Origin of the sequence: Bradyrhizobium sp. CCBAU 25338 (assembly GCF_028128965.1) — a bacterium.
Lineage (GTDB): Bacteria > Pseudomonadota > Alphaproteobacteria > Rhizobiales > Xanthobacteraceae > Bradyrhizobium > Bradyrhizobium liaoningense.
This window is the reverse complement of record NZ_LFKY01000039.1, coordinates 364892-386838: the sequence shown is the minus strand read 5'-3', so window position 1 is coordinate 386838 and position 21947 is coordinate 364892. Positions and strand designations below refer to the sequence as shown.

Below are 21947 nucleotides of genomic sequence, written 5' to 3'. Positions count from 1 at the left end.
GTCCGCCGAATTGGTTCCACGCTATTCAGATTCGTGGAGGCCGCCACTTTGCTCGTCCCGTGCCCGGCATTCATCCTTCGGAACGGAGCGCGAGCCTTAAGGTCAGCCCGCAGAGAACGGATATGAAAACAGGACTCGCCGCCGTCGCCATTATTGTGTTTGCCGCGGGATCGGCTCTGGCACAGGGCGGTGCGCCCAGCGGGCGCGGCGCCGTGACTGGCGATCCCGCCGCGAGCTCCGCCAGCCCGCGGGCGGAAACGCCGACCACCGGAACGGCCAGCCGGTCGAATCCGAGCGGCAGCGGCACGTCGTCTTCGGGCGGCAAGGACGCCAATGGCGATGCGGGCCGGGACAAGATGCCGGAGAGCGATCGCACCGTGCGGCCGCAGAGTCAGCAACATCATCCCAGCGACAAGTAGAAACGACTACTTGTCCGCCATGGTACGCTCGGCGTCCCTGACCTGCGAGCGCAACATCGGGAGTTGTTCGCGCGCGAACGCTGCAAGCGCTGCATTGTCGGGCGCCTTCAGATAGCGCTCGAGCAGTCCGATGACAGATTCATACTCGGGAATCTGCGCGGCATAGAAGCTTCTGACGTAGGTCGGGCCATCCGACATCTCAGGCTCGACCAGGCTCGCGGTCGAGGATGTTGCCTTGCCGACGCGCGGCTCTGCGCCAATGGCCTCCTGGACCTTCTTCAGGCTTTTGTCGCGCTTGGCCGCTTCCTCGGCGCGCAGCGCGGCGAGGTTCTTGACCTCTGCATTGCCCTTGAGGTCGGTATTCTCAAGAAGACCCTGTTGAAATCGGCTGAAATTGTAGACGCCACTGATAACCTCAGTCGCGGTCGGTCGCCGTTCGCCGGGCTTACGCTCGCCAGTATTGTCGGCAAGCGCCGCAGTGTTGATGAACGCCAGGATGAGGACGGCAAGAACTCGCATCGATATCAATGATGAATGGCGGGCGAAGTTCCCTTACCATTACGATCCGGTAAGCGGGTTGCGGCGCGAGAGTTCCGTCCCCACGTCCTCCACATGAAACAGTCTGATATCTTCAGGGATAACGCCGACAATTGTCTTCAGCTTGCCGAGCGAGCCGAAGGACAACCCGCCCACAAGCGCTATTCGCGTATGGCCGACGCCTGGACGGCGCTCGCCAACGAGCAGGATTGGCTCGACGGCGAAATCCCGCCCGTCGCGGTCCACGCTCGTCCAAAGCGGAAGGCGTGAGCCGCTCGTTCTCGTGAATCTGCGTGTGAGACCGCTCACGGAAGGCAAGCGACTGATTTGGGATCATCCGGGACCATTCGATCGCGTCGATTTCCGGTTTCAGAAGGAGGTTTTGGCGATGGCTCCACGTCTGGCTCTTCTTTCCCTCATTCTCGCCTTTGGCGTCTCGGTCGCGTTCGCGACGGTGACGACGTTGCGGCAGGTGCATCTTGAGAACGCATCGGCCGCGGTCCACGCGGTGCGCAGTTAGCACTGCACCGGAACATTCGACGCCGCGGTGCGTAAGCGTTCCGAGACACCAGAACAAGCGAGAGCCCCATCATGGCCCATTCCGACCAAGGTATCGTCAAGGACAAGCGCGGGGAGGAGCAGCCGCGCGACAAGGAGCGTGCACAGTCCGTGCACAAGACGAACCCGAAAGGCTCGCCTTCGCGTGAAGCGACGCGCGATCCCAAGCTGAATGACAATAGCAAGACGCCAGGCTCCGGCGTGATGCCGGACGGCTCGAGCGACGCGACAGGTTAATTCTCACGAGGAACGAATCCCCGCGGGAAGAGTCGACGGATTGCTTCCGGTTGTCATGCCCCCGGTGCGCCGGAAGCAATCTCCAAGGACGGCCCTGGCACCCACCGTGCCGGGGCCGTCTGCTTATTTGCGTCAGCCGCCGGTGCCGCTCTCTGGATCTCCCTGAGTATGTCCGACAGGTCCGCGGCCGAACACGCCAAAGCTGCTCGACTTCACGCCCACGGCGGCATCGACGCCGACGGCGGTCAGTCCAAACCTGAGGAGTTCGCGGACTGCGGCCGCCCGCGTCGGCATTCGGTGCTTGAACCTGAAATCGTCGATGGCGGCCAACTCTTCCGGCGAGAGCATGACCTGAAGGCGCTCGGCGCGAAGGTCGTTCATGGCGATCACGCAAATTGAGTAAGTTGAGTAGTTTACTCAACGAATAAAGCTGGCGAGAGTTCCGCAAGAGTCGACAAAGCCTCCCATGAGTAAATACACAATAGAATCAGCGGGTTAATTTTGAAACGTATCCTGCCATGGCGCATTCTTCTCGAGAGGAGGAGAGGCCATGGCGGATGAAGTCAGGTTACCTCGCAAGCTTTCCGAAGAGCCGGAAGCATCCAAGCCAGTGCGGCCAAGCCACCAGCAAATCATTGACAGGTCGAGCGCTGGGCCAACCGCCCGGGGCTCAGCCGCCGCAATCGCAGATCTCGACGACGGCGAAAGCGAGCTGGTTTAGGGCTTCACGAAGCGGGAGCCCTTCGCCGATGGCGAGTGGGCACGGCGACTGTGCGAGACGATGCGAAGCTTGCGCCTGAGCCACCAGGCCGTCACGGAAACGGTGGCCCAGACCGTCAACGCGGCGATGAAACCGAGCGCGACACTTGCACCGACGGTGGCATGGAAGACGGCAGCGAACGCCGCGAGGCCGATGCCGCCGAGTGCTGCACCTGCGGCATCGAGCGCTGCGGCCTCCTGTCCGCGACGTCGCCCGCTCAGCCCGGCCTTCTCCTTGGCGTGACGCTCATGGCTTTCTATCAGGGTCGCGCTGGCACAGAAGATGGCCGGAAGTGCAAGAAAGAGCCCGCCGACAGAAACGCCGAAATGCGAGCCGATGACTCCCGCGAGCACCGTCGCGCAGCCGCCGAGCGCGAAGCGAACGGCGTATTCGTACCACCGCGTCTGTTTCAATGCCGATGACGACAGCTTCACCAGCATCAGGCGGCACCTCCCAAACCGGCGAGCAGACCAAAGGCGATCCCGAGCCATACGGCAAAGGCAAGGATCGTCGCGGGGAGCGCGCCGAGACGGATCCTCATCAGGAGATGGCAGACGACGAGGCAGTAGCAGGCGAGCGCGATAGCGCCATAGATCATCGTCCAGCTTCCGGCCGCAGCATATTGCGGGCCGTGCTGGACCACGGCGATGCCGAGAGTGGCCAGCGCGACCGACGGCGCCGCGCCGAGAAGCCCGGCAAAGCTCTTTGGCCGCAGCATGTCAGCGAAGATGGCGAACACGGATACGATCAGCCCGCCGGCGACGAAGCGCACGAGATATTCCGTCATGGCCATACCCGCGAGGCTTCAGGCCGCTGCTGCGGTGATTTCGCCAGCGTGAACCGCCTGAACAGTCGCTCGACGACGATGCCGAGCGTGAAGCCTGCCACCACGTCGCTGATCCAGTGCGCCAGCAGCGCCACGCGCGTCAGCGACAACGCCACGGCGAGCGAGCGTGCCAAGCGGCGCGAGGCCGGCGGCAACAGGCCGGCCGCCGAGGCGAGGGCGCCCATATGCACGGCGTGACCCGAGGGAAACGCGTCGTTGGGGCGTCCCGAATAAGGAATACCGTGCCGGTGGCCGCTCACCGTGAGCCGGTCAGGCCTCGTCTGGTCGAATACGGATTTCAAGACATGCGGCACTATCGCCGTCACCAGCGATACCACCAGGACGTGATCGGCAACGGGACGCCGCTGCGGATGCCGGATGCAGGTGTAGAGCCATCCCGCCGCAGCGAGCGCGAGCAGCACATGCTCATCGGCGCCCCAGGTCATCGCCTGGGCGGCATACTCGAGGCCTGAGTTGGTATTGTGTGCGATCTCGTTGGCGATCGCCGTATCGATCCGGGTGGGTTTCACTGTTACGAGCGCCATCGGTCCGCCGGCGAGTTTTCCTCCATGACAATTTTGTAAAGCCCGGAGACATAGAAGGTTCCTGAGTTCTACCGGGGCCTCAGGCCGCGGCGCCGCAACTACGGTTGCCCGGAGCCACCGGCGGCGCCATAGACCTGTCCCGTCGCATAGCTTGCGTCGGCGGCCGCAGCTGCACGTAGATCGAGGCGAGCTCGACGGGCTGGCCGGGACGGCCGAGCGGTGTCATGCCGCCGAATCTTTCGAGCTTCGGACAGCGGGTTACGGGATTGGTCAAGTCGGTATCCGCCATGGGCGCGTTTCCCTTCGCTGCCGAGGACGACAGCGAAGCCGCCGCGAGCGTTCGGCTCGCGGCGTGAACGACGTGCCGGCGGGACAGTTCTTGCTGTGGTTCGACATCATGCTCTCCGCGATGGTCGAGGCTCAATGCGCGGAGACGTTTGTCGTTGCCAAGCGAAGGACGCGGGCCGGCCGGCGTCCTTCAGCAATGCGTTACTTGGATTGACCGACGCTCGGTGCCTTGCCGAGGTTCTTGGCCATGTCGAGGTGGTGCTTCAACGCGGGGAGCGTCTTGCCGGCCCAATCCTTCAGCGCGGCATTGTCGCCGCCCTTGGCGTAGCGCTCGAACAGGGAGACGGCCTCCTCGTGGGCGCTGACCTGATAGGAATTGTAGTCCGAGCTGAAGTCCTTGCCGGTCGCGCTCTTGAGCTTGTCGAGTTTGCTCTGATGGGAGCTGTCGAGCGCGGTCGGTAGCGTCGCCTGCACCTTGCTGTCGTTGACAAGCCCCTTGAGCTCGGTGCTGGTCTTGTTGTGATCGGTCACCATCTGTTGCGCGAAGCTCTTCTCCTGCGCGTTGCCCTTTTGCTGGGCGAGCTTGCTCGATTCGATCTCGAACATGTCGCTGATCGCCACCTGCTTGACGAAGTCGGCAGTGGATGGAGCGACGCCGAGCGCCGAGTTGACGCCGGTCTTCTCGCCGAGCGACTGGGCCAGCGCCGGGCCCGCGAGAGCCACGCAGGCAAGGGCGATGATGGTTCGTTTCATGGTCAGATCCCTCCGATAGGTCGCGCGGCCGTTTGCCCGCGAATGTGCGCCGACCAACACGCCGCAAGAGCCGAGGTTCCTAATCACTAGTCCGCAGGACGGCGACCGGTCCGCGGATTGATCGGGTCGGTCGCCTTTCGCCGCAGCCGCTCCGGAAGGAAAGGCTCCGCCCGCGTGGGGGTCGCATCAGCCCGCACATCCGCGTGGTGCTGCGCCCGCTCATGCGGCGTGCGGTTGTCGTTGATCTGCCGCTTGACGTCGAGGCCTCCGACTGGATCGTTGACGCCGTGCTGGATGTCGCGGAAGTCACTCATTGTACACCTCATTGCTTCCCGGGCAGGATCGATTCGAACATTTGGCGCGCCGCTCCCTTGATCATCCCGCTTTCGTTCGGATCGCCCTTCATCAGGGCGAGCGAGAAATTCTTCGCCTGCTGGAGCGTGATGTGCGGCGGCAGCGGCGGCACCTCGGGATCGGTTTTCACCTCCAGCACGACCGGCATCTCGCTCGCCAGCGCCTGCTCCCAGGCCGAGCCGAGCAGCTGTGGGCTGTCGACGAAGATGCCGGTGAGGCCGATCAGCTCGGCGAAGCGCGAATAGGAGACATCGGGAATGCGCTGCGAAGCCTCGAATTTGGGATCGCCGTTGATGATGCGCTGCTCCCAGGTGACCTGGTTGAGATCTTCGTTGTTGAAGACGCAGACGATGAAGCGTGGATCCCGCCACGAGCGCCAGTATTTCGCGGCCGTGATCAGTTCGGCCATGTTGTTCATCTGCATCGCGCCATCGCCGACCAGTGCGATCACCGGCCGGTCCGGTTGGGCGTATTTCGCGGCAAGCGCATAAGGAACCGCGGCGCCCATCGAGGCAAGGCCGCCGGACAGCGAAGCCGTCATGCCGCGCCGCATCTTCAGGTCCCGCGCGAACCAGTTGGCACACGAGCCGGAATCGCTGGTGATGATGGCCCGGTCGGGCAGGCGCGGGGACAGTTCCCAGGCGACGAGCTGCGGATTGATGGGCGCTGCAGGCTGATGCGCGCGTTCGTCCAGTGTCTTCCACCATCCGGCAACATCGTCTTCAATACCCCGGCGCCAGGCGCCGTCGGCTTTGGGCTCAAGCCGCGGCAGCAATGCGCGCAGCGTCTCGGCGGCGTCGCCGACAAGACCGACCTCCATGGGAAAGCGGATCGACAGCATGCTGGCGTCGATATCGATCTGCACGCCGCGCGCGCTGCCTTCCTTGGGCAGGAATTCGGCGTAGGGAAAGGCCGAGCCGACCATCAGCAGGGTGTCGCACGCCATCATCATGTTGTAGCTGGGCTCGGTGCCGAGCAGGCCGATCGAGCCTGTGACCCACGGCAGGTCGTCGGGCAGCGCGGCCTTGCCGAGCAGTGCCTTGGCGCAGCCGGCCGACAGCCGCTCGGCAACCGCGATCACCTCGTCGGTGGCGTGAAGCGCGCCGGCGCCGACCAGCATCGCGACCTTCTTGCCGGCGTTGAGCACTTCCGCGGCGCGGTCGAGATCGGCCTCACGCGGCGTGATGCTGGGTGGGCTGTAGCCGATGCCGGAATGCAGCGTGCCGTGTTCACGGGGCGGATCCTCATAAGGCTCCTCCTGCAGGTCGTTGGGCAGGATGATCACGGTCGGGGTCCGCCGCGCCAGCGCAATCCGCACCGCGCGGTCGATCAGGTGCCGCACTTGCGCAGGCGAGGATGCCTGCATGACGTAGGCGCCGGCAACGTCCTTGAACATCGAGACAAGATCGAGTTCCTGCTGATAGTGCCCGCCGAGGGCGTTGCGCGACTGCTGGCCGACAATCGCCAGCACCGGCTGGTGATCGAGCAGCGCATCGTAGAGCCCGGTGACGAGATGCGAGGCGCCGGGGCCGGAGGTCGCAATGCAGACGCCGAGTTCGCCCGAGAATTTTGCGTAGGCGGTCGCCATGAACGCTGCCATTTCCTCATGCCGCGCCTGCACGAAGCCGATCTTGCCGTCGGCCCGGTTCATCGCGCCGAACACGCCGTTGATGCCGTCGCCGGGATAGCCGAAGATGTGGCGCACGCCCCATTGATGCAGACGCTGGACGATGAAGTCGGAGACGGTCTGGGACATTGCGTGTGGCCCTTGGTTTGTCAGGTGCATGAAACTCAGAGAACTGCTCGTTTGGTGCGATGTTCCTGACCGCTCACGGAACATGCGCCGGAACGATCCCGTGCCCATCCGGTTGGTTTTGCACGTGGCCGAGTGGAGAATTGCGATGTTGAACCAAGACGAACTGGATCGCAGTGAGACGGGCCGTTTGATCGGCAGCGACAAGGTCGAGGGAACATCGGTCTATGGCGCCGATCGCAACCGGATCGGTTCGATCGAACGCGTGATGATCGACAAGATCAGTGGCCAGGTTTCCTACGCCGTGCTCGGCTTTGGTGGATTTCTGGGGCTTGGCAACGACCACTATCCGTTGCCTTGGCAGTCGCTGAAATACGACACCGAGCTTGGCGGTTATGTCACCGGTATCACCACCAAGGAGCTGGAAGGCGCGCCCAAATATGGCTCACCAAGCGATTGGAACTGGGGGGATGACGCCGCCGTGCGTGGCATCAACTCCTATTACGGCGTCCCCTTCGCTTGAAGCTTCAGGAAAGGAAGATCGATGAGCAAGGAACGGCCCAATGACGATCCCCGGCAGCAGAACGACTGGGGTTCGCATCGACAGACGGACAAGCCCTGGAAGGGCAATCCCGAGAAGGAGCAGGGATCGGACGAGGAGAAACCCGATCTCGAGAAGTGGCACGAGACGAAGACGCACTGAAGGTGTGCCCCACTGCAGGCTACTGAGGCAAGCGCGGCGTCCATGGTGCCGGGCTGCTCTTTTTGAGCCATGCGATCACGAATGACAGCGCGCGCTGGCGCAGACCATTCCGGCGCAGCGCCAGCAATTTCACCAGAGCCGCCGGCTCACCCCACCGCCTGGTCCCGCCCTGGCCCCGCATGCACATGCACCTGCTTGGCGTGCAGCGGCTCGCCGCATCCCGAGCATACCATCACGGGATCAAACAGCTTGCCGCAAATCTTGTGCTCGTGCAGCAGCGGTCGGCCGCGCTCGTCGCCCATATGGGTGTCACCCCAATGCACCATCGCCATGATGATGGGGTAGAGGTCGAGCCCCTTCTGAGTGAGGATGTATTCGTAGCGCTTCGGTGCCTCGGAATACGGGACGCGGCGCAGGATGCCGAAGCGGACCAGCTTCTTCAGCCGCTCGGAAAGCAGATGACGCGTGATCTGGAGCGAGGACTGGAACGCCTCGAACCGGCGCACGCGCAAGAAGCACTCTCGCAGGATCAGAAGCGTCCAGCGGTCGCCGACAACGGCGACGGTGCGGGAGAGCGAGCAGGGCTCCTCGTCCAGCGTGTCCCATTTCATGGTGCGGTCTCCAGCGACAGTCAGTCTGAAAAAGGAACTAACATGAATGGCCAGCGCTATTTCGTAGCAACGCTACCACTCTCCACCTGAATTTGACAGTTCTATTTCGGAACTATAGTCTTCGGTAAACTGCCCGCCGCATGCCTATAGCGGCTCACCGGAGGAGGCGACCTTGCCCAAGCGAAACGCCACAGCGGCCGTCATCGGGGCCGGCGATTTCATCGGCTCCGAAATCGCCAAGAAGTTTGCCGCCGAGGGGTTCTCGATCTTCGCTGGCCGCCGCAATGGCGACAAGCTCGCGCCGTTGGTGCAAGATATCGAAGCTGCCGGCGGTGACATCCACGCGCGCTCGCTCGATGCGCGGAAGGAGGATGAAGTCATCGCGTTCCTCAACGACGCCGACAAGCACGCGCCGCTGGAAGTCTGCATCTTCAATGTCGGCGCCAACGTCAATTTTCCGATCCTCGACACCACCGAGCGCGTGTTCCGGAAAGTGTGGGAGATGGCCTGCTATTCCGGCTTCCTTGCGGGGCGCGAGGCGGCGCGGCTGATGCTGCCGCGCGGCCGCGGCAACATCTTCTTCACTGGCGCCACCGCCTCCTTGCGCGGCGGCAGCGGCTATGCCGCCTTCGCCAGCGCCAAGTTCGGCCTGCGCGCGGTGGCGCAGGCGATGGCGCGCGAACTCGGGCCGAAGAACATCCACGTCGCCCATCTCATCATCGATTCCGGGGTCGACACCGAATGGGTGCGGCAGCGCAGGCTCGAGGCGCTCGGGCCGAATGCGCTCGACAATCCCGACCTCCTGATGCCGCCGTCGTCGGTCGCGAACGCCTATTGGCAGCTCTATCAGCAGCCAAAGAGCGCCTGGACCTTCGAGATGGAGATACGCCCGTTCGGAGAGAAATGGTGACCGCGGCGCAGAAGTCCGGCTAGACTGACCTCAACATCAAGCAAATTCCGGGAGGTACTTAAGTGAAGACCGCGATTACCGAACTGTTCGGCATCGAGCACCCCATCATTCAGGGCGGCATGCATTTCGTCGGCTTTGCCGAGCTGGCCGCCGCCGTCTCCAATGCCGGCGGACTCGGCATCATCACCGGTCTCACGCAGAAGACGCCGGAATTGCTCGCGAAGGAGATCGCGCGCTGCCGCGACATGACCGACAAGCCGTTCGGCGTGAACCTCACCTTCCTGCCGACCTTCTCGGCGCCGCCCTATCCCGAGTACATTGCGGCCATCGTCGAGGGTGGCATCAAGGCGGTGGAGACCGCAGGCCGCAGCCCGGAAGCCTACATGCCGGCCCTGAAGGCGGCCGGCATCAAGGTCATCCACAAATGCACCTCGGTGCGCCACTCCCTGAAAGCCGAACGCATCGGCTGCGATGCCGTCAGCGTCGATGGTTTCGAGTGTGGCGGACATCCCGGCGAGGACGACATTCCCAACATGATCCTGCTGCCGCGCGCGGCGGAAGAGCTGAAGATCCCGTTCGTCGCCTCAGGCGGCATGGCCGATGGACGCAGCCTGGTCGCGGCACTGTCGCTCGGCGCAGCCGGCATGAACATGGGCACGCGCTTCATCGCCACCAAGGAAGCTCCGGTGCATCAGAACGTGAAGAATGCGCTCGTCGCAGCGACCGAGCTCGACACCCGCCTGATCATGCGGAGCTTGCGCAACACGGAGCGTGTCCTGAAGAACGCCAATGTCGACCGCCTGCTCGAGATCGAGCGCGAGAAGGGCGACAAGCTCACGATCGACGATATCCACGATCAGGTCGCGGGCGTCTATCCCAGGATCATGCTGGACGGCCAGATGGACGCGGGCGCCTGGAGCTGCGGCATGGTCGCAGGCCTGATCCACGACATCCCATCCTGCAAGGAGCTCATTGATCGCATCATGGGCGAGGCGGAAACCATCATCCGCAGCCGCCTGATCGGGTTCCTGGACGGGACGGAAGCGACGCGAAAGGTCGCCTGACACCGTCAAACTTCTTAACCACGGCGGCATTTGACCGCTGGAATTGCGCGCGCCGCCTCCTAGATAGGGATAAATTATCCTTTAATAGTTTCAGGAGGCGTCCGTGGTCCTGAAAAACGTTCCCTTCGCAATTGCCCTTGCCCTTGTGATCGCAGGGGGCGGCATTGCGCGCGCTGACGACTACAAGCCCGGCGAATATCTCGGGCTCGATCTCTCCAAGGCCGTTTTGTCGCCGAAGCGTCTCGGGCCGGAGACGCGCTTCGCGCCGCTCGCACTCGAAGCGCGCGGGGGCGTCGAGACGCAGGCTCGCGCTGAGCCTGTCGACGTGCCGAAGAAGGTCGCGGCCGAGCGCGTTCGTGTGGCCGAGCCGAAGGCCGCGCATGCCAGGAGCGCACAGGCGCGCGGCGCGGCCCGCGCCAAGCTTGCGCGCCGCCACGGCAATCCGCTCGACGCGCAGGCAATGGATACCCGCATCCAGACCTGGCCATGCCGCTCCGGCGGTATCTGCAACTGGAAGCGTTAGTCCAGGCCAAAGCCGTCATCGCCGCGTCGTAAAACCGTAGGCGCGGAGTCAAGAAACCGTAAGCTGGCAGTCAAGGAGCGCAGGCACCTTCCGTCGTGATTCGACGAAGGTTCTCTGAATGGCAACGCTCCGCGCCGCGCGCGCATGGACCCGGCGGCAGTTCCTGGTCCGCTCCGCCTCCAGCCTCGCCATCGCCTCGCTTGCGAAGCCCTCGATCAGCCGTGCCGCCGACCGCACGCAGATCGCGGGCGGGATCCAGTCCGGCGATGTCTCGGACGGCTCGGCCGTGATCTGGGCGCGCGCCGACCGGCCCGCGCGGATGCAGGTGGAATGCTCGACCGTCGAGAGCTTCAAAACGATCATTGCGTCGGCTTCCGGCGATGCACTGCCCGACGCTGATTTCACCTCGAAGCTGCTGCTGACGGATCTGCCACCGGGCCAGGATGTCTTCTACCGCGTGCGCTTCGACGACGTCGCCACTGGTCTCGCCGGCGAAAGCCGCCTCGGCCATTTCCGCACTGCGCCGGTTGCCGGCCAGTCGATTTCGTTCCTGTGGTCCGGCGATACCGCGGGGCAGGGCTGGGGCATCGACGTCTCGCGCGGCGGCTATCGCAGCTATCGGACGATGCTCGACAACCGTCCGGACTTCTTCATCCACTCCGGCGACCACATCTATGCCGACTGCCCGATTCCTTCCGAGTTGAAACTGTCGAACGGCGAGACCTGGCGCAATGTCGTGACCGAGGAAAAGTCCGAAGTCGCGCACACGCTGGCGCAGTTCCGCGGCAACTACAAATACAACCACCTCGACGAGCACTTCCGTGCCTTCCACGCTGAGGTGCCGATGTTCGCGCAATGGGACGATCACGAGGTCACCAACGACTGGTCACCGATCGGAAGCTATGATGATGCCGGTTACGCCGATGATGGCACCCCGCGCCTGGTCGCGCGCGCCCGCCGCGCCTTCTTCGACTTCATGCCGATCCGCGACATCGGCGCGCGGCAGGGCCGGGTCTATCGCAAGATCGCCTACGGCCCGCTGCTCGACGTCTTCATGATCGACATGCGTAGCTTTCGCGATGAGACCTGGAACAAGGGCGACGACCATCGCGGCTGGATCCTCGGCGCCGAGCAGCTCGCCTGGCTCAAGCGGGAGCTCGCCGCCTCGCGCGCAACCTGGAAGGTGATCGCGGCTGACTTGCCGATCGGCCTGATCAGCCTGGACGCCGTCGCGCTCGGCAACGGGCCGCCCGACCGACGCGAGCACGAGATCGCCGATCTGCTCTCGTCCATCAAGCGCGCCGGCATCCGCAACATCGTCTGGCTCACCGCCGACATGCACTACACCGCCGCGCACTACTACGACCCGAACGAGGCGCGATTCCAGGATTTCGAGCCGTTCTGGGAGTTCGTCTCCGGCCCGTTGCATGCCGGCACCTGGGGGCCTGGCGAGCTCGACGACACCTTTGGCCCGGTCGCGATGTATCAGCAGGGCTGCAGCGCAGCGCAGGGCGAGAACCTCGCGCCATGTTTCGGACTGCAGTTCTTCGGCAGGGTCGACATCGATGGCCGCAGCGGTGTGATGACCGTGACCTTGAAGGATGTGGACAATCGTCATCTCTGGTCGGTCGATATCGTGCCGCAGCCGCAGGTGCGTCCGGCCGTGGTGGCGCAGCATTCCTAGCCGCGAACCCGAGCTTGATGATTGGCTGGCCAGCGACTCGCGCGCTATAGTCGTTACTCTCGCCGCTTCTTTTCCATCACCGAAGAGTCTGCTCACGCGGCGTTGCCGCAGGCATCGGCGGCTGCGATATCTCAGGAGCCTGTTTCATGGACCATCTGAAAACACAGGGCATCAGCTTGCCCAAGCTCGGCCTCGGTACCTTCCGCATGCAGGGCGATGCCTGCCGCGCCGCAGTCGAGAGCGCGCTGTCGATCGGTTATCGCCACCTCGATACTGCCGAGATGTATGCCAATGAGGAGCCGATCGGCTCGGCCATCGCGTCGTCCCGCGTGCCGCGGGAAGAGCTGCACGTCACCACAAAGGTCTGGCACGAGAACCTCGCCCCTGACGCAATCCGGCGTGCCTTCGATGCCAGCCTGAAGAAGCTCGGGCTCGACCATGTCGATCTCTATCTCGTGCACTGGCCGTCGAAGGCTGCGAACTGGGGCGCGGTGTTCGAGACCCTGATGAAACTACAGGAGCAGGGGCGCACGCGGGCCATCGGCGTTGCCAATTTCACCACCGCGCTGCTCAAGGTCGCGGTCGAGGACGTCAAGGCGCCGATCGCCTGCAACCAGGTCGAATATCACGCCATGCTCGATCAATCGAAGGTGCTGGGCTATCTCCAGGCCAAGTCGATCCCGCTCGTCGCTTATTGTCCTCTGGCGCAGGGGCGCATCGCCTCGGATCCGGTGCTGGCCGAGATCGGCGCCAGGCACGGCGCGACCGCCGCGCAGGTCGCGTTGAAATGGCTGCTCGACCAGGACGGCGTCGCCGCAATCCCGAAGGCCTCGCGCCGCGAGAGCCAACAGGCCAATCTCGACGCGCTGAAGATCACGCTCGACGATTCCGACCGCAAGAAAATCGCCGCGCTGGCGAAGGACAGGCGATGCGTCAATCCCGGCTTTGCGCCGGCGTGGGATTAGCTCCAGTGCTCAGGCAATAGAAATGGCCCCGCGAGGGGCCATTTTGATTCGCGTTGCGCATTAGTCCCAGTGATGGTGGCGGTGGCTGCGCTTGATCACGACCACTCGGTCTCCGCGATGATGACGGTGCCAGCCGCGGTCCTGATGGTGCATGCGATATTCGGCGCGGGCGCCGTACGGACCGTGATGATGATGACCGCGCTTGATCACCACCGTCTCTGCGCTTGCCAGCGTCGGCGCCGCGATCACGAGCGCACCCAGGGCCGCAACCACATAACCAAGTTTCTTCATGATGTCCTCCTCCAAACGAATGCACATCTAAACCGCAGATCGGCGCGAACGTTCCGGAGCAACGGGGAGAGAATTCTGAATGGATGTTCAGGTGAGCATGATCCGGACTCAAAGAGCCGCGTCAGCGCAAAGTGTGCGGCGGTTTCCGATTGGATCATGCTTGGGAATGACGGCTAATCGCAGCGTTGCTGCGCGGGCGTTGGTGCGCCGGTCGCGACGTACTTGCCGTCTTTGATCGTGTACTCGCCGCGCTCGCTGCGATTGTAGATCGCGCGCAGGCTGCCGTCCTGCTGCAGCAGGAGTCCGAATTCGCGAGTCTGATGCAGCGCCGGGAAGAACACCATCACGTCGAGCAGGCCCTCGGCATTGACTGTGGCCGACACCACCTCGTTCTCGTCTTTGGCTTCGCCGAAATTGCGCCGGTACATCACCCGGCCATCCTTCCTGATCTCGTAGGTCAGGAGCGCCCCCTTGTCGCGGTCTGGCCGGGCCGCGCAGTCGACCGCCCACGAGCCGAGCAGGCCCCATTGCTCGACGGTCGCGGCCAGCGTCTCGGCACCGGCCATGGAGGTGAACGCAACCCACAGCACCACGGCCGCGATCCAGCGGTTCAAACGTCGCATCATGTCCTGAAAAACCCCGCCTCGAAGACTTCCAAAGTGTACCATCGCGCCCGCGGCCGTTCCACGGCGGCCGGCGATCACTCGTGAATTTGATCCGCGTCAATGAGGCGGTGCATTTCGAGGGTAGGATGACATTCCCGAAGGCGAACGTGGATAGACCAATGCTGAATCAAGTCGTGGATTTTGCGGGCGAAGTGCTGCCGGGGAGCTGTGCCGTACCGCCTTACTCGGAGGCGGCGTTTCTGACCGAACTGGGCGATCGCTTGCGGTCCTCGCGCATGCGCTGCGACCTCTCGCGCCGCGAGCTCGCCCGCCGCTCCGGAATCTCCGAGCGCTATATCGCCCAGATCGAGGCCGGCAAGGGCAACGTCTCGATCGTCCTGTTGCTGAGGCTCGCCTCCGCGATCCACGGCAGTCAGCCACAGGTGGCCTGACGCTTCGAGGTGACGGCCATGGGGCAGCTCGTACTCGCGGCCAAGGTCACCCATGTTCCATCACTGATGTTGTCGGAGCAGCCCGGCAGCCCGTTGCGTGCCGCGCGAGAGCCGGCGGTCAGCTCCTTGCGCGAGCTGCGCCGGCGAGCGAAAGAGCGCGGCGTCACCAGCTTCGTGGTGTTCGATACCCACTGGCTCTCCAATTTCGGCTACCATGTCAACGCCAATGCGCGGCATCGCGGCTCGTTCACGAGCCACGAGGCGCCGCAGATGATCCAGGATCTGCGCTACGATCTGCCGGGTGATACGCGCCTCGCCGAGGCTATCGCGGGCAGGGCGGCAGACGCGGGTCTCAACGTCACCGCCCACCAGGTGGCCAGCCTCGGGCTCGAATACGGCACCATCGTGCCGATGCACTACATGAACCCGGACGGTTTTGCGAAGGTGGTCTCGGTCGCCTCGCCCCTGTTCACCTCGTTCGAGGAGAGCCGGATCCTCGGTGAAGCCACTCGCCGCGCAATCGATGAATCCGATGAACGGGTCGCAGTCCTCGCCAGCGGGTCGCTCTCGCACCGGCTCTGGCCGAACAAGAAGCTCGGCCCCGAGGCGTGGACGTCGGTCGCCAGCGAGTTCAATCGTCAGGTCGACCTGCGCGTGCTCGAGCTGTGGCAGAGCCGCCGCTATCGCGAATTCCTCGACATGCTTCCGGACTATGCCACCAAGTGCAACGGCGAAGGCGGCATGGCCGACACCATCATGCTGTTCGCCGCGCTGGGCTGGTATGACTACTGCGGCACCGCCGAGCAGCTTTGCGACTATTTTCCATCCTCCGGGAGCGGCCAGGTCAACGTGGAGTTTCACGTCGGGGCGTGAGGCAGCAGCTTCAGGCCCGCTTCTCCACATTGGCGCTGCGGGCCGGCACGCCGAACTCCTTGCGGCACACCTCGGCGAGCGCGGCGACGCCCTCGCGGATCTGCTGATGCGTGGGGCTTGCAAAGCACAGCCGCAGCCGTGAGCGGGAATGGCCCTTGTTGGTCGACCATTCCGGTCCCGGATTGATCGACACGCCGGCGGCGAGCGCGGCCTGGTACAGCTTCAGCGTATCGACCTGGTCGGGCAGCTTCACCCAGAGGAAGATGCCGCCCCTGGGCTCCTCGAATTCGGCGGCCGTCCCGAACTGCTCGTTGAGCGCCTCCATCAGCGTGTCGAGCTTGGTGCGTAGCGCCTTCGTCAAGGCCGGCACGTGGGTCGCAAAATGCGGCTTGCAATAGGCGGCGAGTACCATCTGCTCCAGCGCGCCGGAGCCGGCATCGGTCTTCAACGCCAGCATCCGCGACATCACCTCCCAGGGCGCCACGATGAAGCCGACGCGCAGCGCCGGCGCGATCGACTTCGAGAACGAGCCGATATGGATTACGCCGCCGTTCGGACTCATGGCGTAGATCGCCGGCGGCCGCTGCCCCGACCAGGCGAGGTCGGCGTAACAATCGTCTTCGAAGATGGGCACGCCATACTCCGTCGCGAGCCGCACCAGTTCGGCGCGGCGGCTCTCGGGCATGATGCTGCCGGTCGGGTTCTGCACGGTCGGGATGGTGTAGATGTATTTCGGCCGGATGCCGCGGCTCTTCAGGTCGGCCAGCGTCGTCGCCAGCACGTCCATGCGCATGCCGTCCTTGTCGAGGGGAATGCCGACGACATTGACACCGAGCCGCGCCAGACGGGTCAGGGAGCCCTGATAGCTGTCCTGCTCGAAGATCACGGTGTCGCCGCGCGCCAGCAGCGTGGCGTTGACGAGGTCGAGCGCCTGGAGCGAGCCCGAGACGATCAAGAGATCGTCCACCGTGCAGGTGATACCGGCATCGCGCTTGAGTTTCGTCACCAGGAATTCGCGCAACGGGAGGTAACCCTGCGGGCCGTGTGCGAGACCGTAAGTGGCGAGCGAGCGGCCCTCGCGCCGCAGCACCGTGTTGGTCGCTTCGATCAGTTCGTCGAGCGGCACCTGTTCGGAATCATTGTTGCCGCCGACGAAGCTGTATTTGGCAAGACCCGTCCAGCGCGCAGAGGGGGCCGGCAGCCCTGCCGGAAACAGGGGGGCGAAATCGAAGCTGGACGTCATGGGAGCGTTCCTCGTTTTGTTCTTGTTGAGCGGCGGCTTTGCACCAGCCGCCTTACTTCTTGCCGGCCGTCCTGGTCGGACGGCCCTGGCTGATGAAAGCGTAATGCGCATTGGCGATGCCGCCAACCATCAGGGCCTCGGCCACCGGCTCGGCGATCTCGCCCGTGGCGGCCCAGTCGACGAGGAAGTTGGCCCCGGTCCCGCCGCGCACGTCGTCGGTTGGGATAAAGATCGAGACGGTGGCGAGCGGCTTCAACGCCACCGGCGCCTTCAGATAGCTCTCAACCTGCTTGCCTGCGGTGTCGAAATAGGCGATGCGTTTGACGACCAGCGGCTGGGTCTCGGAGGCGTTGTGCACGCTCAACGTCACCGAGAAGTCGACACGCAGCTTGCCCTGGCTCATCGCGACGCTGGAATAGGCGGGCACGTAAAACCCCCCGGAAACGGCGAGGTCCTCCTTCGGCAGCGCGGTGAGCGAATCGGCAAAGTTCTGTTCGATATTGACCTTGGATTGCGCGGCGGCGGGCACGGCAAAGGCGAGGGGACCTAGCAGCATGGCTGCGACGAGCCATCTCCGCATGTGACGAATTGCTCGCTTGCCGCACCGCAACCCGCCTCTAGGGTGCGGCAAAACGGACCAATTTGGCATGCACGAGCTCATTCGCGACATCACTCTCTCTATCCTGTTTGCCTGGATGCTGGGCCTGCTCGCCCATTTCTCCCGGCAGCCGCTGATCCTGGCCTACCTTATCGCCGGCTTTTGCATAGGTCCATTCGGCGCCGGCTGGGTCCATTCGCAGGAATCGATCAGCGTCATCTCCGAGCTCGGTCTGATCTTCATGCTGTTCATGATCGGGCTCGAGATCGACCTGAAGAAGATCGTGCGGGCAGGGCGGGTGATCCTGTTCGCGGCGGGCAGTCAGCTGCTCGGCGGCTGTCTGCTCGGAGTTCTGTTCTTCGTCGGCATCGGCCTGTCGCTCGGCGGCGGGCATTTCGATGTGGTCTATCTCTGTGTCGCCTGCGCGCTGTCGAGCACCGTCATCATCGTCAAGGTGCTCTACGAGAAACGCGAGCTCGATACGCTGCCGGGCCGCATCACCCTGGGCATTCTGGTGCTCCAGGACATCTTCGCGATCCTGTTCCTGGCGGTGCAGCCGAGCCTGGCCAATCTGCAGGTCGGCGTCATCCTGCTCTCGATCGGCCGCGTCGCGGTGCTGGTCGCCGCCGCGCTTCTGGTCAGCCGCTACGTACTGCCGCGCCTGTTCCACCAGATCGCCCGGCGGCCCGAGCTGATCCTGCTCGGAGCGCTGGCCTGGTGCTTCCTCGTCGCCGAGACCGCCGAGCGGCTCTCGCTGTCGCGCGAAATGGGTGCGCTGATTGCCGGCGTATCGCTCTCGACCTTCCCTTACGCGCTCGACGTGACCGCCAAGGTCACCACGCTGCGCGACTTCTTCATCACGCTGTTCTTCGTCGCGCTGGGCATGACCATCCCCGTGCCCGGCCTCTCGGTGATTGGCCTTGCCTTGATGATCGCGGCGTTCACGGTGGTGAGCCGCCTCGTCACCACGTTCATGCCGCTCTATCTGATGAAGCAGGGCCTGCGCGCCAGCCTGTTGCCGGCGCTGAACCTCGCGCAGATCTCCGAGTTCTCGCTTGTGGTGATCCAGACCGGGGTCGCCGACCACCATATCGCAGCGGAGACGGCAAATGCCACCTCCTTCGCCTTCGTGGTCCTGGCGGTGCTCTCGACCTTCGTGATGACCCGCAGCGACGAGATCACCCGCTGGGCGATCGGGCCCTTGAAGCGGATCGGCCTGCGCGACCTCGACCATGGCAACGGCCATGCCGAGGAGGAGCACGAGGGCGGCCATGGCGAAGCCCGCCGCATCGTCATCCTCGGCTTTTTCCGCGCGGCGAGCGCGCTCTTGGCCGAGATCGAACGGCAGACGCCGGTGTTGCTCGAGCAGATCACCGTGGTCGATTTCAACCCAAATGTGTACCAGACCCTGCTTTCGCGCGGCTTGCATGTGATCTATGGCGACATCAGCAATGTCGATACGCTGCTCCATGCCGGCATCGGCAAATCCGAGATGATAATCCTCAGCGTGCCGGATTCGCTGCTCAAGGGCGCCACCAACGAGAAGCTGGTCCGCCACGTCCGCGCGCTCAATCCGACCGCGCTGATCGTCGCCACGGCCGACCTCCTGGCCGACGTCGGCGCGCTCTACGAGGCCGGCGCCAGCTACGTCACCGTGACCCGGCTCAGCGACGCCCATGAGCTGTTTACCGTGATCGAAGCCGCCCAGGCCGGCCTGCTCGCCGACAAGCGTGCCGAGCTCGATCTGCGGCTCGGTGAGCGGCGCGAGGTGCTGCCCTGACGGCGTCCCGGCCGCCTTCCTTGCGGGCCCTGTGCGCCTATATCCCTGGTATCTTCGGTGCAAGCCTGAAAACCGCTTGGGACAGGCCTGCCCCGGGCATATGCGGTTGCGTCCGGGACACTAGCGTCCCGGGCCAAGTCCAGCTAAGGCGTCCGGCTAAGCCTCCGGCCCATAACCGATAGAGATTGGGAATGCCCGATACCGTCCAGGAAGTCTTGCAGGCCTTTGCCCGGGGTGAGCTCGTCGTCGTCACCGACGACGAGGATCGTGAGGGCGAGGGCGATCTGATCGTCGCAGCCTCGCTCTGCACCGCCGACAAGATGGCCTTCATCATCCGCCATACCTCCGGCATCGTCTGCGCGCCCGTGACGACCGAGGATGCGCGCCGCCTGCGGCTCGATCCGATGGTCGCCCACAACGATTCCGCGCACACCACCGCGTTCACGGTCTCGATCGACTACAAGCCCGATGGCGGCACCGGCATCTCCGCCGAGGAGCGCGCCTCGTGCTGCCGCGCGCTCGCCAATCCCAATGTCGGCGCCAACGACTTCGCCCGGCCCGGCCACATCTTCCCGCTGATCGCCAAGGATGGCGGCGTGCTGCTGCGCTCCGGCCATACCGAGGCTGCCGTGGACCTCTGCAAGCTCTCGGGCCTGCCGCCGGTCGGCGTCATCAGCGAGCTCATGAACGACGACGGCAGCGTGATGAAGGGCGAGCAGGTTGCCCGCTTCGCCGCCCAGCACAAGCTCAAGCACGTCACCATCGCGGATATGATCGCCTACCGTCAGGCGCGCGAAAAACTGATCGAGCGGGTCTCGACCTTCGTCACCGAGAGCCCGATCGGTCCCTTGCAGGGCTATGCCTACCGCTCGCCGTTCGATTCCATCGCTCACGTCGCCTTCGTCTATAACGGCGTTGGCGACGGCAAGAACGTGCTGACGCGCTTCCACAAGCCGAACATCGTCAAGGACACCTTCACCGGTCACAAGCGCATGGCGGTCGTGCTCGAGCATTTCAAGAAATCGGGCCGCGGCGTGCTGGTTTACCTGCGCGATGGCGCGGCCGGCGTCCCCGTGGCGCCGCTGCCGGACGAGTCGTCGACGGAGGCCGACCGCAACCGCCAGTGGCGCGAGGTCGGCGTCGGCGCGCAGATCCTGCGCGACCTCGGCGTCACCTCGATCCGGCATCTCACTTCCTCGGTGCACGACTACAAGGGTCTGTCGGGCTTCGGCATCGAGATCGTCGCCAACGAGCAGCTCGAAAGCTGACCAAGACGTTTCCAGGTTCACGCCATGGCGCGAGCCGGAACGACCGAAACCAGGATGCAATTGAACTTGTTGCCGCGGCGCTTTAGTTTGTCGGGCAATTGTTGACGGAACCAGACGCGAAAGGACGTTTCATGAGCGTGCGCCCTCAGGCCAAGGACAAGCCGGCTGCGGCTTCTTTCCAGTGGGACGATCCGTTCCTGCTCGACGAGCAGCTGACCGAAGACGAGCGCATGGTGCGCGACACCGCCCGCGCCTACGCCCAGGACAAGCTGCTGCCGCGGGTCGCCAAGGCCTATCTCGAAGAGAAGACCGATCGCGAGATCTTCAATGAGATGGGCGAGCTCGGCCTGATCGGCATCACGCTGCCCGAAGAATATGGTTGCGCGAATGCGAGCTATGTCGCCTATGGCCTCGTCGCACGCGAGATCGAGCGGGTCGATTCCGGCTATCGCTCGATGAACTCGGTGCAGTCCTCGCTGGTGATGTACCCGATCTACGCCTATGGCGACGAGAACCAGCGCAAGAAGTACCTGCCGAAGCTCGCCAGCGGCGAGTGGGTTGGCTGCTTCGGCCTGACGGAGCCTGACGCCGGCTCCGATCCCGCCGGCATGAAGACCCGCGCGGAGAAGGTTTCGGACGGCTATCGCCTCACCGGCAGCAAGATGTGGATCTCGAACGCGCCGATCGCCGACGTGTTCGTGGTCTGGGCCAAGTCGGCCGCGCACGACAACCAGATCCGCGGCTTCGTGCTGGAGAAGGGCATGAAGGGCCTGTCGGCGCCGAAGATCGGCGGCAAGCTGTCCTTGCGCGCCTCGATCACCGGCGAAGTCGTGATGGACGGCGTCGTGGTTCCGGAGGACGCCCTGCTGCCCAACGTCTCCGGCCTGAAGGGCCCGTTCGGCTGCCTCAACCGCGCCCGCTACGGCATCTCCTGGGGTGCGTTGGGGGCCGCCGAGGACTGCATGCATCGCGCCCGCCAGTACACGCTCGACCGCAAGCAGTTCGGCAAGCCGCTCGCCGCGACCCAGCTCGTGCAGAAGAAGCTCGCCGACATGGAGACCGAGATCGCGCTGGGCCTGCAAGCCTCCTTGCGCGTCGGCCGCCTGATGGACGAGGGCAAGTTCGCGCCCGAGATGATCTCGATCGTCAAGCGCAACAATTGCGGCAAGGCCCTCGATATCGCCCGCACCGCTCGCGACATGCACGGCGGCAACGGCATCTCGATCGAATATCACGTGATGCGCCACGTCCATAACCTCGAGACGGTCAACACCTACGAGGGCACCCATGACGTCCACGCCCTGATCCTGGGCCGCGCGATCACGGGCATTCAGGCGTTTTTCTAGA

Annotated in this window: 29 protein-coding genes and 1 pseudogene; 16 read left to right on the top strand and 14 right to left on the bottom strand. The window is 64.2% G+C overall.

The features are described 5' to 3' along the window. Positions 1-122 precede the first annotated feature (122 nt). Entirely contained in the window at positions 123-419 is a 297-nt protein-coding gene (locus ACM42_RS23930) for a hypothetical protein (protein WP_271530224.1), read from the top strand. Positions 420-425: 6 nt separating this feature from the next. On the opposite strand, the gene ACM42_RS23925 is transcribed toward ACM42_RS23930, so the two are convergent. Beyond that, the gene (locus ACM42_RS23925; RefSeq protein ID WP_271530223.1) at positions 426-938 is read right to left on the bottom strand and encodes a DUF4142 domain-containing protein; all 513 of its coding nucleotides are present in this window, start codon (positions 936-938) and stop codon (positions 426-428) included. A 93-nt stretch (positions 939-1031) separates the two neighbouring features. Here ACM42_RS23925 and ACM42_RS23920 point away from each other — a divergent pair, with 93 nt between their 5' ends. The 3 genes from ACM42_RS23920 to ACM42_RS23910 all read left to right on the top strand — a co-directional run bounded on the left by ACM42_RS23920 (position 1032) and on the right by ACM42_RS23910 (position 1751). Beyond that, a complete protein-coding gene (locus tag ACM42_RS23920; protein ID WP_271530222.1) occupies positions 1032-1226 on the top strand; it encodes a hypothetical protein in 195 nt (64 codons plus the stop codon). 118 nt (positions 1227-1344) lie between these two features. After that, positions 1345-1476: a hypothetical protein gene (locus ACM42_RS23915; protein ID WP_256439311.1), complete on the top strand. Its 132-nt coding sequence runs from the start codon at positions 1345-1347 to the stop codon at positions 1474-1476. Positions 1477-1547: 71 nt separating this feature from the next. Beyond that, a complete protein-coding gene (locus tag ACM42_RS23910) occupies positions 1548-1751 on the top strand; it encodes a hypothetical protein (RefSeq protein WP_131866421.1) in 204 nt (67 codons plus the stop codon). A gap of 132 nt (positions 1752-1883) precedes the next feature. Here ACM42_RS23910 and ACM42_RS23905 read toward each other — a convergent pair whose 3' ends face one another. The 8 genes and pseudogenes from ACM42_RS23905 to ACM42_RS23870 all read right to left on the bottom strand — a co-directional run bounded on the left by ACM42_RS23905 (position 1884) and on the right by ACM42_RS23870 (position 7033). Beyond that, the gene (locus ACM42_RS23905) at positions 1884-2132 is read right to left on the bottom strand and encodes a hypothetical protein (protein ID WP_271530221.1); all 249 of its coding nucleotides are present in this window, start codon (positions 2130-2132) and stop codon (positions 1884-1886) included. A 336-nt stretch (positions 2133-2468) separates the two neighbouring features. Continuing rightward, the gene (locus tag ACM42_RS23900; protein WP_271530220.1) at positions 2469-2951 is read right to left on the bottom strand and encodes a hypothetical protein; all 483 of its coding nucleotides are present in this window, start codon (positions 2949-2951) and stop codon (positions 2469-2471) included. Beyond that, on the bottom strand, positions 2951-3298 hold the full coding sequence (locus ACM42_RS23895) for a DUF3147 family protein (protein WP_271530219.1): 348 nt from the start codon (positions 3296-3298) through the stop codon (positions 2951-2953). The genes ACM42_RS23900 and ACM42_RS23895 overlap by 1 nt, the downstream gene beginning before the upstream one ends. Beyond that, positions 3295-3882 carry a phosphatase PAP2 family protein gene (locus ACM42_RS23890; RefSeq protein WP_271530218.1) on the bottom strand — a complete coding sequence of 196 codons (588 nt, stop codon included), beginning with the start codon at positions 3880-3882 and terminating at the stop codon, positions 3295-3297. The genes ACM42_RS23895 and ACM42_RS23890 overlap by 4 nt, the downstream gene beginning before the upstream one ends. A gap of 98 nt (positions 3883-3980) precedes the next feature. Continuing rightward, a pseudogene (locus tag ACM42_RS23885) lies at positions 3981-4129 on the bottom strand (SDR family oxidoreductase); the annotation flags it as partial. 242 nt (positions 4130-4371) lie between these two features. After that, complete coding sequence (locus ACM42_RS23880; RefSeq protein WP_271530217.1) at positions 4372-4923, bottom strand: DUF4142 domain-containing protein; 552 nt, start codon at positions 4921-4923, stop codon at positions 4372-4374. An 86-nt stretch (positions 4924-5009) separates the two neighbouring features. Beyond that, a complete protein-coding gene (locus tag ACM42_RS23875) occupies positions 5010-5237 on the bottom strand; it encodes a hypothetical protein (RefSeq protein ID WP_271530216.1) in 228 nt (75 codons plus the stop codon). Between the two features lie 8 nt (positions 5238-5245). Then, complete coding sequence (locus ACM42_RS23870; protein ID WP_271530215.1) at positions 5246-7033, bottom strand: thiamine pyrophosphate-requiring protein; 1788 nt, start codon at positions 7031-7033, stop codon at positions 5246-5248. A 145-nt stretch (positions 7034-7178) separates the two neighbouring features. On the opposite strand from ACM42_RS23870, the gene ACM42_RS23865 reads away from it, so the two are divergent. Both ACM42_RS23865 and ACM42_RS23860 read left to right on the top strand, forming a co-directional pair. After that, on the top strand, positions 7179-7553 hold the full coding sequence (locus tag ACM42_RS23865) for a PRC-barrel domain-containing protein (protein WP_271530214.1): 375 nt from the start codon (positions 7179-7181) through the stop codon (positions 7551-7553). Positions 7554-7574: 21 nt separating this feature from the next. Then, positions 7575-7733 carry a hypothetical protein gene (locus tag ACM42_RS23860; protein ID WP_018321727.1) on the top strand — a complete coding sequence of 53 codons (159 nt, stop codon included), beginning with the start codon at positions 7575-7577 and terminating at the stop codon, positions 7731-7733. 146 nt (positions 7734-7879) lie between these two features. On the opposite strand, the gene ACM42_RS23855 is transcribed toward ACM42_RS23860, so the two are convergent. Then, entirely contained in the window at positions 7880-8344 is a 465-nt protein-coding gene (locus ACM42_RS23855; RefSeq protein WP_271530213.1) for a winged helix-turn-helix transcriptional regulator, read from the bottom strand. Positions 8345-8516: 172 nt separating this feature from the next. Here ACM42_RS23855 and ACM42_RS23850 point away from each other — a divergent pair, with 172 nt between their 5' ends. The 5 genes from ACM42_RS23850 (at position 8517) to ACM42_RS23830 (ending at position 13490) form a co-directional block, all read left to right on the top strand. Next, positions 8517-9254: an SDR family oxidoreductase gene (locus ACM42_RS23850; RefSeq protein WP_271530212.1), complete on the top strand. Its 738-nt coding sequence runs from the start codon at positions 8517-8519 to the stop codon at positions 9252-9254. Between the two features lie 62 nt (positions 9255-9316). Further along, positions 9317-10318: an NAD(P)H-dependent flavin oxidoreductase gene (locus tag ACM42_RS23845; RefSeq protein ID WP_271530211.1), complete on the top strand. Its 1002-nt coding sequence runs from the start codon at positions 9317-9319 to the stop codon at positions 10316-10318. A 103-nt stretch (positions 10319-10421) separates the two neighbouring features. After that, complete coding sequence (locus ACM42_RS23840) at positions 10422-10841, top strand: hypothetical protein (protein WP_271530210.1); 420 nt, start codon at positions 10422-10424, stop codon at positions 10839-10841. A gap of 118 nt (positions 10842-10959) precedes the next feature. Continuing rightward, positions 10960-12525: an alkaline phosphatase D family protein gene (locus tag ACM42_RS23835; RefSeq protein ID WP_271530209.1), complete on the top strand. Its 1566-nt coding sequence runs from the start codon at positions 10960-10962 to the stop codon at positions 12523-12525. Positions 12526-12671: 146 nt separating this feature from the next. Further along, positions 12672-13490 (top strand): aldo/keto reductase, encoded by an 819-nt coding sequence (locus ACM42_RS23830; RefSeq protein WP_271530207.1) that lies wholly within the window; start codon positions 12672-12674, stop codon positions 13488-13490. A 60-nt stretch (positions 13491-13550) separates the two neighbouring features. On the opposite strand, the gene ACM42_RS23825 is transcribed toward ACM42_RS23830, so the two are convergent. Further along, the gene (locus tag ACM42_RS23825; protein WP_028176979.1) at positions 13551-13781 is read right to left on the bottom strand and encodes a hypothetical protein; all 231 of its coding nucleotides are present in this window, start codon (positions 13779-13781) and stop codon (positions 13551-13553) included. 173 nt (positions 13782-13954) lie between these two features. Beyond that, the gene (locus tag ACM42_RS23820) at positions 13955-14404 is read right to left on the bottom strand and encodes a hypothetical protein (protein ID WP_271530278.1); all 450 of its coding nucleotides are present in this window, start codon (positions 14402-14404) and stop codon (positions 13955-13957) included. Positions 14405-14565: 161 nt separating this feature from the next. Here ACM42_RS23820 and ACM42_RS23815 point away from each other — a divergent pair, with 161 nt between their 5' ends. Continuing rightward, positions 14566-14838, top strand: coding sequence for a helix-turn-helix domain-containing protein (locus ACM42_RS23815; protein WP_028176981.1), 273 nt, complete (start codon positions 14566-14568; stop codon positions 14836-14838). A gap of 18 nt (positions 14839-14856) precedes the next feature. After that, positions 14857-15711 carry a 3,4-dihydroxyphenylacetate 2,3-dioxygenase gene (gene hpaD / locus ACM42_RS23810; RefSeq protein WP_028176982.1) on the top strand — a complete coding sequence of 285 codons (855 nt, stop codon included), beginning with the start codon at positions 14857-14859 and terminating at the stop codon, positions 15709-15711. Between the two features lie 10 nt (positions 15712-15721). Here hpaD and ACM42_RS23805 read toward each other — a convergent pair whose 3' ends face one another. Beyond that, on the bottom strand, positions 15722-16954 hold the full coding sequence (locus ACM42_RS23805) for an aminotransferase-like domain-containing protein (RefSeq protein WP_271530205.1): 1233 nt from the start codon (positions 16952-16954) through the stop codon (positions 15722-15724). Between the two features lie 52 nt (positions 16955-17006). Further along, complete coding sequence (locus ACM42_RS23800) at positions 17007-17534, bottom strand: DUF3124 domain-containing protein (protein WP_271530204.1); 528 nt, start codon at positions 17532-17534, stop codon at positions 17007-17009. A 67-nt stretch (positions 17535-17601) separates the two neighbouring features. On the opposite strand from ACM42_RS23800, the gene ACM42_RS23795 reads away from it, so the two are divergent. The 3 genes from ACM42_RS23795 (at position 17602) to ACM42_RS23785 (ending at position 21946) form a co-directional block, all read left to right on the top strand. Continuing rightward, entirely contained in the window at positions 17602-19332 is a 1731-nt protein-coding gene (locus ACM42_RS23795) for a cation:proton antiporter (protein WP_271530203.1), read from the top strand. 191 nt (positions 19333-19523) lie between these two features. Then, positions 19524-20600 carry a 3,4-dihydroxy-2-butanone-4-phosphate synthase gene (ribB, locus tag ACM42_RS23790; protein ID WP_028176985.1) on the top strand — a complete coding sequence of 359 codons (1077 nt, stop codon included), beginning with the start codon at positions 19524-19526 and terminating at the stop codon, positions 20598-20600. Positions 20601-20731: 131 nt separating this feature from the next. After that, a complete protein-coding gene (locus ACM42_RS23785) occupies positions 20732-21946 on the top strand; it encodes an acyl-CoA dehydrogenase (protein ID WP_239621976.1) in 1215 nt (404 codons plus the stop codon). The last annotated feature ends 1 nt before the right edge of the window (position 21947 follow it).

What these genes read in the sequence shown, in the direction of transcription:
- ACM42_RS23930 (WP_271530224.1), top strand. Translation starts at nt 123, where the DNA reads ATGAAAACAGGACTCGCCGCCGTCGCCATTATTGTGTTTGCCGCGGGA.
- ACM42_RS23925 (WP_271530223.1), bottom strand. Translation starts at nt 938, where the DNA reads ATGCGAGTTCTTGCCGTCCTCATCCTGGCGTTCATCAACACTGCGGCG.
- ACM42_RS23920 (WP_271530222.1), top strand. Translation starts at nt 1,032, where the DNA reads ATGAAACAGTCTGATATCTTCAGGGATAACGCCGACAATTGTCTTCAG.
- ACM42_RS23915 (WP_256439311.1), top strand. Translation starts at nt 1,345, where the DNA reads ATGGCTCCACGTCTGGCTCTTCTTTCCCTCATTCTCGCCTTTGGCGTC.
- ACM42_RS23910 (WP_131866421.1), top strand. Translation starts at nt 1,548, where the DNA reads ATGGCCCATTCCGACCAAGGTATCGTCAAGGACAAGCGCGGGGAGGAG.
- ACM42_RS23905 (WP_271530221.1), bottom strand. Translation starts at nt 2,132, where the DNA reads ATGAACGACCTTCGCGCCGAGCGCCTTCAGGTCATGCTCTCGCCGGAA.
- ACM42_RS23900 (WP_271530220.1), bottom strand. Translation starts at nt 2,951, where the DNA reads ATGCTGGTGAAGCTGTCGTCATCGGCATTGAAACAGACGCGGTGGTAC.
- ACM42_RS23895 (WP_271530219.1), bottom strand. Translation starts at nt 3,298, where the DNA reads ATGACGGAATATCTCGTGCGCTTCGTCGCCGGCGGGCTGATCGTATCC.
- ACM42_RS23890 (WP_271530218.1), bottom strand. Translation starts at nt 3,882, where the DNA reads ATGGCGCTCGTAACAGTGAAACCCACCCGGATCGATACGGCGATCGCC.
- ACM42_RS23880 (WP_271530217.1), bottom strand. Translation starts at nt 4,923, where the DNA reads ATGAAACGAACCATCATCGCCCTTGCCTGCGTGGCTCTCGCGGGCCCG.
- ACM42_RS23875 (WP_271530216.1), bottom strand. Translation starts at nt 5,237, where the DNA reads ATGAGTGACTTCCGCGACATCCAGCACGGCGTCAACGATCCAGTCGGA.
- ACM42_RS23870 (WP_271530215.1), bottom strand. Translation starts at nt 7,033, where the DNA reads ATGTCCCAGACCGTCTCCGACTTCATCGTCCAGCGTCTGCATCAATGG.
- ACM42_RS23865 (WP_271530214.1), top strand. Translation starts at nt 7,179, where the DNA reads ATGTTGAACCAAGACGAACTGGATCGCAGTGAGACGGGCCGTTTGATC.
- ACM42_RS23860 (WP_018321727.1), top strand. Translation starts at nt 7,575, where the DNA reads ATGAGCAAGGAACGGCCCAATGACGATCCCCGGCAGCAGAACGACTGG.
- ACM42_RS23855 (WP_271530213.1), bottom strand. Translation starts at nt 8,344, where the DNA reads ATGAAATGGGACACGCTGGACGAGGAGCCCTGCTCGCTCTCCCGCACC.
- ACM42_RS23835 (WP_271530209.1), top strand. Translation starts at nt 10,960, where the DNA reads ATGGCAACGCTCCGCGCCGCGCGCGCATGGACCCGGCGGCAGTTCCTG.
- ACM42_RS23830 (WP_271530207.1), top strand. Translation starts at nt 12,672, where the DNA reads ATGGACCATCTGAAAACACAGGGCATCAGCTTGCCCAAGCTCGGCCTC.
- ACM42_RS23825 (WP_028176979.1), bottom strand. Translation starts at nt 13,781, where the DNA reads ATGAAGAAACTTGGTTATGTGGTTGCGGCCCTGGGTGCGCTCGTGATC.
- ACM42_RS23820 (WP_271530278.1), bottom strand. Translation starts at nt 14,404, where the DNA reads ATGCGACGTTTGAACCGCTGGATCGCGGCCGTGGTGCTGTGGGTTGCG.
- ACM42_RS23815 (WP_028176981.1), top strand. Translation starts at nt 14,566, where the DNA reads ATGCTGAATCAAGTCGTGGATTTTGCGGGCGAAGTGCTGCCGGGGAGC.
- hpaD (WP_028176982.1), top strand. Translation starts at nt 14,857, where the DNA reads ATGGGGCAGCTCGTACTCGCGGCCAAGGTCACCCATGTTCCATCACTG.
- ACM42_RS23805 (WP_271530205.1), bottom strand. Translation starts at nt 16,954, where the DNA reads ATGACGTCCAGCTTCGATTTCGCCCCCCTGTTTCCGGCAGGGCTGCCG.
- ACM42_RS23800 (WP_271530204.1), bottom strand. Translation starts at nt 17,534, where the DNA reads ATGCGGAGATGGCTCGTCGCAGCCATGCTGCTAGGTCCCCTCGCCTTT.
- ACM42_RS23795 (WP_271530203.1), top strand. Translation starts at nt 17,602, where the DNA reads ATGCACGAGCTCATTCGCGACATCACTCTCTCTATCCTGTTTGCCTGG.
- ribB (WP_028176985.1), top strand. Translation starts at nt 19,524, where the DNA reads ATGCCCGATACCGTCCAGGAAGTCTTGCAGGCCTTTGCCCGGGGTGAG.
- ACM42_RS23785 (WP_239621976.1), top strand. Translation starts at nt 20,732, where the DNA reads ATGAGCGTGCGCCCTCAGGCCAAGGACAAGCCGGCTGCGGCTTCTTTC.